Genomic DNA, 14249 nt, shown 5'->3' with positions numbered 1-14249 from the left:
AAGGATCGTGCCTCATGCTCCGGTCATCTGGTGGTCGTCGGACCGCTATCCGCGCTTCGGTCGGGTAGGGCGGTCTGCTCCCACAGCGACTTCATCTCGTCGAAGGCCTGCTCCATCAGCTGCACCATGGCCTGCCGGGCACGCTCACCGTCGCGCCGCTGGATCGCCTGGGCGACGTCGGCGTGCATTTGGAGGGCCTGCTCGTGCGGGTGGTGCGGCATGAGGTGGTGCTTGTGCCGGCCGGTGAGCACCTCCGCGACCAGCTCCTGGAGCCGGACGAACATCTCGTTTCCGGAGGCGAGCAGGACGCGCCGGTGAAACTCGATGTCGAGGTGCAGGAAGCGCTCCTCGTCGCCGGCCTCGCCGGCCGCCCACATCTTCGCCGCCAGCCCGACGAGGTCGCTCGCCTCGTCACGACCGATCCGGCTGGCGGCCAGGAAGGCCGCGTGCGGCTCGACGGCGGTGCGTAGTTCGGTGATCGAGCGGAGCTGGGCCATCCGGCCGGCCGAGGCGAGACGCCAGCGGATCACCTGCGGGTCGAAGACGTTCCAGGCGCTCGCCGGCCGGATCATCACACCTACCCGTCGACGCGCCTCGATGAATCCGATCGAGGCCAGCACCCGCAGCACCTCGCGGACGACCGAGCGGGACACGGCGTACCGGTCGACCAGCTCGTCGATGTTGAGGACCGATCCGGGTGCCACCTCACCGCCGCAGATGGCGGTGCCGAGGTGTTCGAGGACGCGCGCGTGCAGCCCGGACTCGGCGGGGAGGGCCGGTGCGGCTGCAACCTCTGTTGAGGACGGTTCCACTCAAAGATCATATCATTTGTATCTACCTCTTGAGGTAATCAGGTTTTTCGGCCTAGCATCCCGATGTTAAGCAGATGTAACACCGAGGTAGCGGCCCTCTCGAGGGCGGCGGCCACGACAGAAGGAGAGACAAGCGTGCGACGTCGATCGATAATCGGCACTTCTCTGGCTGTGGTCGCCGCCATGAGCCTGACCGCCTGCGGCGGCGATGGCGGCGGCGAGGGCTCGAAGACCGTTCGCGTGACACTGGTCAACCACGTGTGGACCGAGAACATCAAGAAGGTCCTGCCGGAGTTCGAGAAGCAGTCCGGCCTCAAGGTCGAAGTCACCCAGCTCGGTGAGGACCAGCTCTCCGACCAGTACAACGTCAAGCTGAACGCCGGGTCCGACGACCTCGACGTGATGATGTACCGGCCCCTTCAGGAGGGGAAGCTGTTCGGCAAGAACAAGTACCTCGCCGACCTGAGCGAGAAGGTCAAGTCCGACAGCGCCTTCGAGTTCGGTGACTTCCAGGCCGGGCCGGTGCAGGCGACGACCTATGAGGACAAGGTCGTCGGGCTGCCGATCATCACCGAGCAGGAGGTCCTCTACTACCGCAAGGACCTGCTGACGAAGTCCGGTTTCACCGCGCCGCCCAAGACCCTCGACGAGCTCAAGGCGCAGGCCGCGAAGATCGAGGCCGACAACCCGGGCGTCGCCGGCTTCGTCGCTCGTACCGGCAAAGCCGCCGCCGTCACGCAGTTCTCCAGCTTCCTCTTCAGCTTCGGCGGCGACTTCGTGGACGCCAGTGGAAAGGCCACTGTCAACACCGAGCAGGCCAAGCAGGCGTACGCCTACTACGGCGGGCTGCTCAGGGACCACGGCCCGGAGAACATCAGCACCGACATGAGCTGGTCGGAGGCGATGGCGATCTTCACGCAGGGCAAGGCCGCCTTCTACACCGAGGCCAACTCGCTCTACAAGAACGCTACCGACCCGACCAAGTCAAAGGTCGTCGACTCCGTCGGCTTCGCCGCCTTCCCGGCCGGCCCGGCCGGATCGAAGCCGTACAACATCCCGTCCTGGGCGCTCGGCGTGAACGACAGCTCGGAGAACAAGGACAACGCCTGGAAGTTCATCCAGTGGGCCGCTGGCAAGGAGCAGGCGCTGGCGCAGCAGACGGCCGGCGTACCCGGTGCCCGCGCTTCGGTTTGGGCGAACCCGGCGGGTACCGCCTCCTACCCGAAGGACCTTGCCGAGGCCAACACGGTCAGCACCACCAACGGGGTCGGGCACGACCGTCCGCTGGTGGTCAAGGTGGCCCAGGCGCGGGAGATCGTCGGCCAGCCGATCGTGGACGCGATCACCGGCAAGGACGCCGCCAGCTCGGCGGACACGGCGAACGCGGCGTTCCAGAAGTTCCTCGACGACGAGGCGAAGTAACCGAGGCGCTGGGCGGCGGGGCCGACCGGCTCCGCCGCCTCGCCGGGACCTGACCCCTCCAACCCGGAGATCTCAATGTCAGCCGTTCTCACCCCCCGTACCGATTCGCCCGAGGCCTCCGCGGCGCCCCCGGACACGACGTCGGCCTGGTCGCGTTGGGCCAACGAACACCGCAAGTGGCTCTTCGCGGCACCCGCCATGGCGTTCGTCGCCGTGCTGATCATCTTTCCGGTGGCGTGGACCGGGTACCTGAGCCTGACCGACGCCGAGGGTTCGGTACGCGCCGAGTCCGAGTTCATCGGCTTCCAGAACTACCTCGACGTGCTCACCGACACCGACCGGTTCTGGCCGGCGGTCTGGCGTACGGTCCTCTTCACCGGCGTCGTGCTGTTCTTCGAGGTCGTCCTCGGCATGGCGATCGCCCTGCTGCTGTGGCGGCCCTTCCGCGGTGAAAAGTGGGTCCGCGTCGCGATCCTCCTGCCGTTGGTGGCCACCCCGGTGGCGGTCGGCATGATGTGGCGGCTGATCTTCGACCCCAACATCGGGATGGCGAACCAGCTGCTCGGCTGGATCGGCATCGGCCCCCAGCCCTGGCTGGCCGGGCAGAACTCGGCCCTGCCGACGACGATGTTCATCGACATCTGGCAGTGGACCCCGATGGTCGTGCTGATCCTGCTCGCCGGGCTCACCTCGCTCTCCGACGAGCCCCAGGAGGCGGCCCGGATCGACGGTGCCAGCAGCTGGCAGCGGTTCCGGCACGTGACCCTCCCGCTGCTGATGCCCACGGTGATCGTCGCCATCCTGCTGCGCGGCATCGACGCGTTGAAGACGTTCGACATCCTCTACGCCACCAAGGGGCGCGGCGGTGGGTCCTTCCACGAGGTCGAGACCCTCAACGTGTACGCGTACGGCCTCAGCTTCGACTACAACGACTACGGCGTCTCGTCGACCGTCCTCATCATCTTCTTCCTGATCATCATCGGGGTGATGTGGGCCCTCACCTATCGCAAGAAGGGGCTGGGCCGATGAAGCCGAGCAAGCCGTACCGGGTGTTCCGCAACTCGGCTCTCGTCGTCGTGGTGTTCGCGCTGATGGCGCCGCTGCTCTGGATGATCGCCGCGTCGTTCAAGACCAACGTGGACATCTACGACACCGCCAAGGCCTTCGTCTTCTCGCCCAGCCTGAAGAACTACGAGACCGTTCTCCAGCAGGCGAACTATCTCGAGTTCATCGGCAACAGCCTCTGGGTGGCGTTCGCGGCCACCACGCTCTCGCTCCTGCTCGGGGTGCCCGCCGCGTACTCGATGAGCCGGTTCAGCATGAAGAAGTCCGCGCTCGTCGTGCTCATGGCTCGGGTGATCCCCGGCGTCTCGCTCCTGGTGCCCTGGTACTACGTCTTCTCGAACCTGAAGATGGTCGGCGGCTTCACAGTGCTGATCCTGAGTCACATGTTCGTGTCGCTGCCGCTGATCGTCTACATCATGATGGGTTACTTCGACGGCCTGCCGACCGAGTTGGAAGAGGCCGCGCTGGTCGACGGGCTGACCCACATCGGCGCGTTCCGGCGGATCACCCTGCCGCTGTCGGTGCCCGGCGTCGCGACCGCCGGCATCCTCTCCTTCATCTTCTCCTGGAACAACTTCATGTTCGCCCTGGTGCTCTCCGGCTCCGACACCAAGACGCTCCCCGTCGCGATCTTCGACTTCGTCGGCTACGCCAGCATCGACTGGGGTGGTCTGATGGCCGCCGCGACAGTGGTCACCCTGCCGATCATGCTGATCGCCCTGTTCGTGCAGAAGTACGTCGTCTCCGGCCTCACCGCCGGTGCCACGAAGGGCTGACCGGGCATGACGACGATCGCAACTGTGGAGACCTTCCTGGTCGCGCCCCGCTGGCTGTTTGTTCGGATCGAGACGGAGTCCGGCATCGTCGGCTGGGGCGAGGCGACCTGCGAGGGCCGGTCCGAGACCGTGCGCACGGCCGTCCACCAGCTCAGCGGGCTGCTCACGGGACGGGACGCGCTGCGCATCGAGGACCACTGGCAGGTGCTGACCAAGGGGTCCTTCTACCGGGGTGGCCCGATCCTGGCCAGCGCGGTGTCCGGTCTGGACCAGGCGCTCTGGGACATCGCCGGCAAGCACTACGGCGCCCCCGTGCACCAACTCCTCGGCGGGCCGGTCCGGGACCGGATCCGGGTCTACGGCTGGGTCGGTGGTGACGAGCCCGCCGAGATCCGCGACCAGATCAGTGCCCGGATCGAGGCGGGCCTGACCGCGGTGAAGATGAACGCGTCCGGGCGGATGGGCGCGCTCGCCTCGGTCGCCGACCTCGACGCGGTGGTGCAGCGGGTGGCCGCCGCCCGCGAGGTCCTCGGCGACGACCGCGACGTCGCTGTCGACTTCCACGGTCGGTTCACCCTCGCCAACGTCCGGCGGGTCGCCCCGCTGCTGGAGCCGTACCGGCCGTTCTTCCTGGAAGAACCGGTGGTGCCGGAGAACTCGCACCTGATCGGTGAGGTCGTCCGCTGCACCACCACCCCCATCTCGACCGGGGAGCGGCTCTACAGCCGGCAGGAGTTCCTGCCCGTGTTGCAGGCCGGCATCGCCGTGGCCCAGCCGGACCTCGCGCACGCCGGCGGCATCACCGAGGTTCGCAAGATCGCCACGTTGGCCGAGGTGTACGACGTGCAGCTCGCCCCGCACTGCCCGCTCGGGCCGATCGCCCTCGCCGCCTGCCTCCAGGTCGGCTTCGCCACACCCAACTTCCTGATTCAGGAGCAGAGCATCGGCATCCACTACAACCAGGGCGCCGAGGTGCTCGACTACTGCCTCGACCAGACCCCGCTGACCTTCGTCGACGGGTACGTGCAGCGGTTGACCGCGCCCGGTCTCGGCATCGAGATCGACGAACACGCCGTGCGGACCGCTGACAAGCGCGGGCACGCCTGGCGCAGCCCGACCTGGCGGCACCCCGACGGCTCCTACGCGGAGTGGTGAGACCCCGACCGGCAAGAACGAAAGGCGCCCCGTGAAGATCGTCGCAGCAGACATCATCGTGTCCAGCCCCGACCGGAACTTCGTCACGCTCAAGATCACCACTGATGAGGGCATCACCGGCCTGGGCGACGCCACGCTCAACGGCCGTGAGCTCTCCGTCGCCTCGTACCTGCGCGACCACGTCGCCCCACTGCTGATGGGACGGGACCCGCACCGCATCGAGGACACCTGGCAGTTCCTGTACCGGTCGGCGTACTGGCGGCGCGGCCCGGTCACCATGGCGGCCATCGCAGCGGTGGACGTCGCGCTGTGGGACATCAAGGCCAAGGCCGCCGGCATGCCGCTGTACCAACTGCTGGGCGGCGCGTCGCGCACCGGCATCATGGCGTACGGGCACGCGTCGGGGCGGGACATCCCCGAACTGTTCGACTCGATCCGTCGCCACCTCGACGAGGGCTTCCGGTCGATCCGGGTGCAGACCTCGGTGCCCGGGATCAACGCGGTCTACGGCGTGGCCGCGCAGCCCAGCTCCACCGGCCAGCGCTACGACTACGAGCCCGCGCAGCGCACCCCGCTGCCCGCCGAGGAGGACTGGGACACCCGCGCGTACCTGCGCCACCTACCGTCGGTCTTCGAGGCGGTGCGCGGCGAGTTCGGCCCGGAGTTGCCGCTGCTGCACGACGGTCACCACCGGATGACCCCGATCCAGGCCGCCAAGCTCGGCAAGGCCCTCGAACCGTACGACCTGTTCTGGCTGGAGGACTGCACCCCGGCCGAGAACCAGGAGTCGCTGCGGCTGGTCCGCCAGCACACCACCACCCCGCTGGCCATCGGTGAGGTCTTCAACACGGTCTGGGACTACCAGACCCTGATCCGGGAGCAGTTGATCGACTACGTCCGGTCCGCGGTCACCCACACCGGCGGCATCACCGCCATGCGCAAGCTGCTCGACTTCGCCGCCCAGTACCAGATCAAGTCCGGCATCCACGGCCCCACCGACATCTCCCCGGTGGGCATGGCCGCGGCGCTGCACCTGGACCTGGCCATCCACAATTTCGGGATCCAGGAGTACATGAAGCACACCCCGCTGGCCAACGAGGTGTTCCGGCAGTCGTTCACCTTCAGCGACGGCTACCTGCACCCGGGCGACCAACCGGGGCTCGGGGTGGAGCTCGACGAGGAGGCGGCGGCCCGGTTCCCGTACGAGCCGGCGTACCTGCCGTTCAACCGGCTCAAGGACGGCACGGTCCATGACTGGTGAGCGGCGCGGCGCCCGGCCCACCCGGCACGTCGTGGTGATGGGCGTCTCCGGGGCCGGCAAGACCACTGTGGCGCGCGGGATCGGCGTGGCGACGGGGCTGACGTTCGCCGAGGCGGACGAGTTCCACTCCCCGCAGAACGTGGCGCGGATGCGCTCCGGCGTACCGCTGGACGACACCACCCGGTGGCCCTGGCTGCGGGACATCGCCGGGTGGATCGCCGAGCGCGGCGCGGAGGGCCGCTCGACGGTGCTGGCCTGCTCGGCGTTGAAGAGGTCGTACCGGGACGTGCTCCGCCAGGGCCCGCTCCGGGTGGACTTCGTGCACCTGGACGGCCCGGTGGAGATCATCCGAGCCCGAATGGCCCGGCGCGAGGGGCACTACATGCCGGCCAGTCTGCTGGAGTCGCAGCTCGCCACGCTGGAACCGGCCGAGCCGGACGAGTCGGTGCTCGTACTCGATGTCTCGCTGCCCCCGGAAGCCCTGGTCGCGGCGGCCGTCAAGGGTCTCGGTCTGCCCGCTTCGGTGGCGGTGGGGGAGCATCGCGACCGCGCGTCCAACCCCACTTCGGAGGCATGTTAGGTTAGCCTGCCCTAATCGTAAGTGGAGTCTGTCGCCGTGCCCTCATCGATACCGAGCATGACAGTCGCCGAGACCACCGGTGGTGTGGTGCTCCGTCGCGCGCTGCGTCGACAGCGAACCCGGGTGGCCGCCGGCATCGCGCTGCTCTGCACCCACCAGGCCACCGAAGCCCTCGTCCCGGTGGCCATCGGCGTGGTCATCGACCGTGCGGTGGCCACCGGGGACGTCCGCGCTCTGCTGCTCTCACTGGCCGGTCTGGCCGCCCTGTTCACAGTGCTCGCCTTCGCCTACCGGGCCGGCGCGCGACTGGCGTTCGCCGCCGTCGAACACGAGGCGCACGCCACCCGGGTCGAGATCGTCCGCAGCGCCCTCGACCCGCGTGGACGCCGGTCGGGCATGCGCGACGGCGAACTGCTGTCCGTGACGGCCTCCGACGCCGAGCTGTCCGCGCTCGTCGTGCGGGTCGCGGGACTCACCGCCGCGGCGCTCACCGCCATCGTGGTCGCGGCCGTCGCGCTGCTCGTCGTCGACGTTCCCCTCGGCCTCGGGGTGCTCATCGGCGTACCCCTGCTGGTCGTCGCCCTCCAGCGGATGTCGCCGCTGCTCACCCGGCGCAGCACGTCGCAGCAGGAGGCGCTCGCCGCCACGACCGCCCTCGCCGTCGACCTCGTCTCCGGCCTGCGCGTGCTGCGCGGCATCGGCGCACAGGACCACGCCGCCCGCCGGTACGCGGGAGCCAGCCGCCACGCGCTCGACGTGACCCTGCGCGCCGCCACCACCAAGGGTCTGCACCTCGGGCTCACCACCACTGTCAACGGCCTCTTCCTCGCCACGGTCGCCGGAGTCGCCGGTTGGCTCGCGCTTCAGGGCCGGCTCACCATCGGCGAGCTCGTCGCCGTGGTCGGGCTGGCCCAGTTCATCGCCGAGCCGGTGCAGACGCTCGGGTACTGCGTCCAGTTGTTCGCCATGGCCCGAGCCTCCGCGGGGCGGGTCGCCCGGGTCCTCGGCGCCGCGCCGATCGTCCAGCCGGGTGACGCCGGCCCGCCCGCCCCGAGCCCGTCCCGGCTCGCCCTCGACGGGGTCTCGTACGCGGGCCTCGACGACGTCAGCCTGCGCGTCCGCGCCGGTGAGATCCTGGGCGTGCTCGCCTACGACCCGAGCGACGCCGAGGCGCTGGTCGCGCTGCTGGCCGGCCGGGTGCCCCGCGCGGACCACCGGGGGACGCTCCGCGTCGACGGCGTGCCCGCCGACGAGCTGCACATCGACGCCGCGCGCGCCATTGTCCTGGTCGAGCAGCATGACGTGGCGCTGTTCGAGGGGACGCTGCGCGCCAACCTCAGCGCCGGCGCCTCCGTCGACGACGAGGTGCTGCGTGCCGCCGTGCGGGCTGCCGCCGCCGAGGACGTGCTCGCCGCGCACCCGCACGGGTTCGACCGCCTGCTCACCGAACGCGGGGCGAACCTCTCCGGTGGGCAGCGGCAGCGGATCGGGCTGGCGAGGGCGCTCGTCGCCGACCCGCCGGTGCTGGTGCTGCACAACCCCACCACGGCGGTCGACGCGGTGACCGAGGGGTTGCTCGCCACGAGACTGGCCGAGGCTCGCGGGGTGGGACCCCGCGGCACGCTGCTGATCACCACCAGCCCGGCGCTGCTGCGGATCACCGACCGGGTCGCGGTGATCGACCGGGGACGGGTCGTCGCCGAGGGTCCGCACGAGCGGTTGCTCGCCAGCGACGCCCGCTACCGGGAGGAAACCCTGCGATGACGTCCGAGCCGATCACCCGGCACCTGCTGCCGACGGCCACCGGCCGGCAGACCTGGGCCGCCCTCCGTACCGAGCTGGCCCTCCTGCCGGGGCTCAGCGCCGTCGCCGGCACGTTGCTGGTCGTCGCCGCCGCGACCGGGCTGGTCGCCCCCTGGGTGCTCGGTCGCCTCGTCGACGACGTCATCGCCGGGACCGACACACCTCGGGTGGTGGCCTGGGCCGCCGTGATCGCGGGCGCCGCCGTGCTCGCGGGACTCCTCACCGCGGCCGGAGCGGCGGTCGCCGCGCGACTCGGCGAGACCGTGCTGGCCCGACTCCGGGAGCGGGTCCTCGACCGCGCCCTGCACCTGCCGTCGGCCACCCTGGAGCGGGCCGGGACCGGGGACCTGGTGGCCCGTGCCGGCGACGACGTGGCCGTGGTGACGAATGTGATCGCCACCAGCGGCCCGGCCTTCCTCGGCGCGCTGCTGTCCGTCGTGCTGACCGCGGCGGGGCTCTTCGCCCTCGACTGGCGGCTCGGCATCGCCGGGTTGGTCGCCGCCCCGGCGTACGCGGTGGCGCTGCGCTGGTACCTCAAGCGGTCGGTGCCGTACTACGCCCGCGAGCGGGTGGCGACGGGCGAGCGCGCGCAGGCGACGGCCGAGGCGCTGCGGGGCGCGGCCACCGTGCGCGCCTACCGGATGGAGGACGCCCACGTCGCGCGGATCGCGGAGCGCTCCGGCGTCGCCCGCGACCTGTCGCTGGAGATCTTCGGTCTGTACACCCGCTTCGGGCTGCGCATCAACCGCTCGGAGTTCGTGGGGCTCGCCGCCGTGCTGCTCGCCGGGTTCCTGCTGGTACGCGGTGACCTGGCCACCGTCGGCGCCGCCACCACGGCCGCGCTCTACTTCCACCGCCTCTTCAACCCCATCGGCCTGCTGCTGTTCGAGTCGGACTCGGTGTTACAGGCCGGGGCCAGCCTGGCCCGACTCGTCGGGGTCACCACCCTGCCGGACACCGCGGCCCCCGCCGGCACCGAGCCCACCCGCCACGATCGGGGCGTACCGGCGGCACTGGACGTGACCGTCGGGCAGCACCGCTACGACGACGGGCCGGTGGTGCTGCGGGACACCGCCCTGCGTCTCGCACCCGGGGAGCGCGTCGCCCTGGTCGGCGCGAGCGGCGCGGGCAAGAGCACCCTCGCCGGCATCATCGCCGGCATCATCGCGCCCACCGACGGCGCGGTGACCCTGCGCGGCGTGCCGCTGGCCCAACTCGGCGAGCACCGCCTCCGTCGGGAGATCGCCCTGATCAGCCAGGAGGTGCACGTCTTCGCCGGGCCGCTCGCCGACGACCTGCGCCTCGCCGACCCGGACGCCACCGACGCCGAGATCGCCACCGCCCTCGACCTCGTCGGCGCCACCGAGTGGGTGCGGACCCTGCCCGACGGCCTCGCCACCGCGGTGGGGGAGGGTGGGCGGCAGCTCACCTCGGCCCAGGCCCAGCAGCTCGCGCTGGCCCGCCTCATCCTCGCCGATCCGGCCGTCGCGGTCCTCGACGAGGCTACCGCCGAGGCGGGCAGCGCGGGCGCGCGCGACCTCGACCGCGCCGCCGTGGCGGCCACCGAGGGCCGCACCACGTTGATCGTCGCCCACCGACTCAGCCAGGCGGCCACCGCGGACCGCATCGTCGTCCTCGACCAGGGGCGCGTCGCCGAGCACGGCACGCACGCCGAGTTGCTCAGGGCCGGGGGTGGGTACAGCCAGCTGTGGCGCTCGTGGAGCATGCCCGACCCCGTGCTCCCGCGAGAACGCGAGAGCGCCGACCAGCCCGTCCCGAGCTGAGCGACCCTCGGTTCCCGTCACCTCGGACATCCGCGAGATCAGTCGAACGTGGGAACCCCGGGAACTTTTCCGGACCGGCCGGCGACCACCAGAGTGCGCGGCCGACCGGCGGCGTTCCGACGACGGCATCTCGGCATGAAGGAGCGCCCGTGGCACTCAGGACGGTGGTCTGTGCGGAACGGCGTCGCTGACGACGACCAGGTGACCCGGTGGGCGCGGGAGGCGGGTCAGGGTGACCGGCAGGCCGCCACGGCGTTCATCCGGGCACTACAGGACCAGGTCTGGCGCTTCCTGTCGCACCTGGCCGGGCCGGGGGAGGCCGACGACCTGACCCAGGAGACGTTCCTTCGGGCGATTCGCAACCTGCCCGGCTTCGCCGGCCGCTCGTCGGCCCGTACCTGGGTGTTCACCATCGCCCGGCGTGTCGCCGTGGATCACGTCCGGACGGCGGTGGCCCGGCCGAGGATGGCGGCGGTGCCGGACTGGCAGGCGGCGGCCGAGGCCGCCGGTGCGATCACCGCCGGTGCCGACGAGGGCGTGACCCTGCACCAGTTGATCGCCGGACTGACCCGGGAGCGCCGTGAGGCGTTCGTCGCCACCCAGGTGCTCGGCCTGTCCTACGCCGAGGCGGCGGACGTCTGCCAGTGCCCCGTCGGCACGATCCGTTCCCGGGTCGCCAGGGCGCGCGAGGATCTCGTCGCCGCCTGGCAGGCCGACACCGACCCGAGCCACGAGCGACGAACCGGCTGAGGGTGGATACTGCCGTCACCGTGCGGCGTTCCGGACATTGATCGAAGTAACACCGGACGGCTACCCTCGGTGGTCCATGGTCTTCTGCGACCGTACGGAGACTGGTGATGAAACACGACCATCTGCCTGCCTGCTGCGGCGACGACGGGGAGCAGCCGCGGACGGGGTTGAGCCGCCGCAGGCTGTTGCGCGGCACCGTGTCGGCCAGTGGCGCCCTCGCCGTCGGCGCTGTCATCGGTTTGCCGGGGATCGCCCGTGCCGCGCCCGCCATCTACAACCCGTTCGCTGGCTACCCGATCACCGGAAGCTGGCAGGACCACCTCAACCGCGGCTCGTTGGGCGGCATCGACTTCGCGATGGACGTCGGGACGAACCTGCCGGCCTGCGGTGCCGGCACGATCCAGAACATCCCGAACAACGGTACGGGCGGCCACACGGTGACCATCCAGCACGCGGACGGCTACCGCAGCCAGTACCTGCACCTGTCGCAGTTCCTGCTGGCCAACGGCACAGCCGTCGGTGCCGGCGCGATCGTGGGCCGCTCGGGTGGCGCGGCTGGCGCCCCCGGTTCCGGCAGCTCGACGGGGCCCCACGTGCACTGGCACATGATCAACCCCAGCGGTGTACGCATCAACCCGCTGACCTACGTCAACCAGAACCCGGGTGGAGGTGGCCTGCCGAAGACGTCCACCGAGCAGGACGGCATCCCCGGCACCATCTTCTACCAACGCATGCAGAACTGGCTGCGGATCACCTCCGGCTACACCGGCCCGATCGACGGCGCGCCCGGTGTGCGGACCTATGCCGCGTTGCAACAGGCCATGCGCGGCTACGGCTACACCGGCCCGCTCGACGGCGTGCCGGGAGCGAACACCTGGATGGCGGTCCAGCGCCTCGCCTCGGGGTGGGGCTACACCGGCCCGATCGACGGGGTGATGGGGCCGAACTCGTGGCGGGGTTTCGCCCGGTTCCTCAACCAGGACCGGTGGAACTGACGGTTCAACTGTGGGCGTAGCGCGTTCCCGTCCCTCTGGCTGAGCAGCCGAGGCGCGCACCCCGCGAGCGTCGGCTATTGCCAACATGTTGCAACAAGGTAGGCTGCGTGTCCGGTAGGCCCGGCCGGACACCCCGCCGCCGCAGGCTCGGCCCGGCCGGATTGGATGCTCCCGCGATGGTCGTGCGACGTTCCCTCTTCCTGCACTCGGACCTGCGCCGTCGGCCGCACGGCATGCTGCGGTCGATGCTGGCCCAGGTCGATCCCGACACGCCACCGCATGGGCCGGACGGGCCGGTGGCTGTGCTGGAACGGCGCATGGCATCCCTGCTCGGCAAGGACGAAGCGCTGTTCTTCCCGTCCGGAACGATGACACAGCAGGTCGCCCTGCGGGTGCACGCCGACCGACGTGGCCGCCCGGCTTTCGCCGCCCATCCGCAGAGCCATCTGGAGGTCTGGGAGCACCGGGGGTACAGCGTCGTGCACGGGCTGCGCTTCCAGCCTGCCGGCGACCGTCACCGGCTGATGACTCTGGCCGACCTCGCCGCCGTCGCCGAACCGCTCGCGGCGGCGGTCTGGGAGCTGCCGCAACGGGACATCGGGGGGTTGCTGCCGGAGTGGGACGACCTCGTCGCGCAGACCGAAGCGATGCGGGAGAGCGGCGCGGCCGTCCACCTCGACGGCGCGCGCCTGTGGGAGGCCCAGACGTACTACCAGCGGCCGTTCGCCGAGATCGTCGCGCTGTTCGACACCGCGTACGTCTCGTTCTACAAGGGGCTTCAGGGCGTCGGCGGTGCCGCGCTCGCCGGAGACACCGCACTGGTGGCCGAGGCCCGGGTGTGGCGCCGGCGGCTCGGCGGCGACGTGTACGACGCGTGGCCGTTGGCGCTCACCGCACTGCACGGCCTGGACACCCTGCTGCCCCGGCTGCCGGCACACCGGGAGCACGCGGTGGCGATCGCGGCGGCCATCAACGCCGACGGGGTCGCCCGTGCCTTCCCGGACCCACCACAGACACCCCTGTTCCACGTCCACCTTCCCGTCGGCCCGGACGCCGCGATGCGGGCCGCCGACGCCCTGCTCGCCGCCGACGGGGTGGAGCTGTTCGGCCGGGTCCGGTCCGCGCCAGATCCGGACCGGTGCTCGTTCGAAGTCAGCGTCGGTGAGAACGCCATGGACCTCGCCCCGGACGAGGTCGTCACGTTCATCCGCGAGCTGCTGCGACACGCCACCTGATCCCGAGGGCGACGGGCGGCACCCCGCTCGGTCAACGGGATGGACGGGGCGTACCGGGGTTCCTAAGATCACGCCGGTGAACACCGAACCGCTCCAAGTCGCCGGCGTGGCTGGCCCGATCGTCATCGCCACCAAGGCACTCTTCGGCCACCCTGCCGTCACCGTCGGCGGAGTGCCGGCCCCCAGGACTGGCAAACGTTACGCGTTGCCGGCGGTGGACGGTGGTGTCGTCCAAGCCACGGTGCGCAACGTTCTCGCCGACCCTTACCCGACCGTGGAGGTCAACGGTGTCAAGCACCGGACCGGGCCCTCCACGCCGATCTTCCTGCGCATCCTGGCTATGCTGCCGATCCTGCTGTTGACCGTCGGCGGTCTCCTGGGCGCGCTGGTCGGGGCGTTGGGCGTCTGGGCGAACCTGACAGTTGCCCGCACCCGGATGACAACCGCCGTCAAGGCGCTCGCCATGGTCGGTATCGGTCTCGGCACCGTCATCGTCTGGCTCGCCGTCGCCGTCGCGCTGAACGTGGCGCTCAGCTAGACCGCCAAGCACCTCACCCCCCATACGGTCAGCACCACCGGTCGTCGACCGGTGGTGCTGACGTGGTGTGGGC

At 70.6% G+C, this 14249-nt stretch carries 13 protein-coding genes; 12 read left to right on the top strand and 1 reads right to left on the bottom strand.

Features of this window, described 5'->3' with window-relative positions:
* Positions 1 to 23: 23 nt before the first annotated feature.
* Positions 24 to 812, bottom strand: coding sequence for a FadR/GntR family transcriptional regulator (locus ACQRWP_RS14390; protein ID WP_430502732.1), 789 nt, complete (start codon positions 810 to 812; stop codon positions 24 to 26).
* A gap of 183 nt (positions 813 to 995) precedes the next feature.
* Here ACQRWP_RS14390 and ACQRWP_RS14385 point away from each other — a divergent pair, with 183 nt between their 5' ends.
* From ACQRWP_RS14385 to ACQRWP_RS14330, 12 genes are all read left to right on the top strand, one after another.
* Positions 996 to 2234: an ABC transporter substrate-binding protein gene (locus tag ACQRWP_RS14385; protein WP_430502731.1), complete on the top strand. Its 1239-nt coding sequence runs from the start codon at positions 996 to 998 to the stop codon at positions 2232 to 2234.
* Between the two features lie 75 nt (positions 2235 to 2309).
* Positions 2310 to 3263, top strand: a complete 954-nt coding sequence (locus ACQRWP_RS14380; RefSeq protein ID WP_430502730.1) for a carbohydrate ABC transporter permease — start codon at positions 2310 to 2312, stop codon at positions 3261 to 3263.
* Positions 3260 to 4075, top strand: coding sequence for a carbohydrate ABC transporter permease (locus ACQRWP_RS14375; protein ID WP_238683956.1), 816 nt, complete (start codon positions 3260 to 3262; stop codon positions 4073 to 4075). The genes ACQRWP_RS14380 and ACQRWP_RS14375 overlap by 4 nt, the downstream gene beginning before the upstream one ends.
* Before the next feature lie 6 nt (positions 4076 to 4081).
* Positions 4082 to 5230 carry a galactonate dehydratase gene (gene dgoD, locus ACQRWP_RS14370; protein ID WP_430502729.1) on the top strand — a complete coding sequence of 383 codons (1149 nt, stop codon included), beginning with the start codon at positions 4082 to 4084 and terminating at the stop codon, positions 5228 to 5230.
* A 31-nt stretch (positions 5231 to 5261) separates the two neighbouring features.
* A complete protein-coding gene (gene manD, locus ACQRWP_RS14365; protein WP_430502728.1) occupies positions 5262 to 6491 on the top strand; it encodes a D-mannonate dehydratase ManD in 1230 nt (409 codons plus the stop codon).
* Positions 6481 to 7071, top strand: coding sequence for a gluconokinase (locus tag ACQRWP_RS14360; protein WP_430502727.1), 591 nt, complete (start codon positions 6481 to 6483; stop codon positions 7069 to 7071). The genes manD and ACQRWP_RS14360 overlap by 11 nt, the downstream gene beginning before the upstream one ends.
* A 57-nt stretch (positions 7072 to 7128) precedes the next feature.
* Complete coding sequence (locus ACQRWP_RS14355; protein ID WP_430502726.1) at positions 7129 to 8835, top strand: ABC transporter transmembrane domain-containing protein; 1707 nt, start codon at positions 7129 to 7131, stop codon at positions 8833 to 8835.
* On the top strand, positions 8832 to 10658 hold the full coding sequence (locus tag ACQRWP_RS14350; protein ID WP_430502725.1) for an ABC transporter ATP-binding protein: 1827 nt from the start codon (positions 8832 to 8834) through the stop codon (positions 10656 to 10658). Before ACQRWP_RS14355 ends, ACQRWP_RS14350 begins: the two co-directional genes overlap by 4 nt.
* Before the next feature lie 171 nt (positions 10659 to 10829).
* Entirely contained in the window at positions 10830 to 11408 is a 579-nt protein-coding gene (locus tag ACQRWP_RS14345; protein ID WP_430502724.1) for a sigma-70 family RNA polymerase sigma factor, read from the top strand.
* Between the two features lie 107 nt (positions 11409 to 11515).
* Positions 11516 to 12403 carry a peptidoglycan DD-metalloendopeptidase family protein gene (locus tag ACQRWP_RS14340; RefSeq protein WP_430502723.1) on the top strand — a complete coding sequence of 296 codons (888 nt, stop codon included), beginning with the start codon at positions 11516 to 11518 and terminating at the stop codon, positions 12401 to 12403.
* A 176-nt stretch (positions 12404 to 12579) separates the two neighbouring features.
* The gene (locus ACQRWP_RS14335; RefSeq protein ID WP_430502722.1) at positions 12580 to 13638 is read left to right on the top strand and encodes a threonine aldolase family protein; all 1059 of its coding nucleotides are present in this window, start codon (positions 12580 to 12582) and stop codon (positions 13636 to 13638) included.
* 76 nt (positions 13639 to 13714) lie between these two features.
* A complete protein-coding gene (locus ACQRWP_RS14330) occupies positions 13715 to 14176 on the top strand; it encodes a hypothetical protein (RefSeq protein WP_430502721.1) in 462 nt (153 codons plus the stop codon).
* Positions 14177 to 14249 lie beyond the last annotated feature (73 nt).

This window comes from Micromonospora trifolii (genome assembly GCF_050516465.1).
Lineage (GTDB): Bacteria > Actinomycetota > Actinomycetes > Mycobacteriales > Micromonosporaceae > Micromonospora > Micromonospora trifolii.
This window is presented reverse-complemented; position numbering and strand designations above follow the sequence as displayed.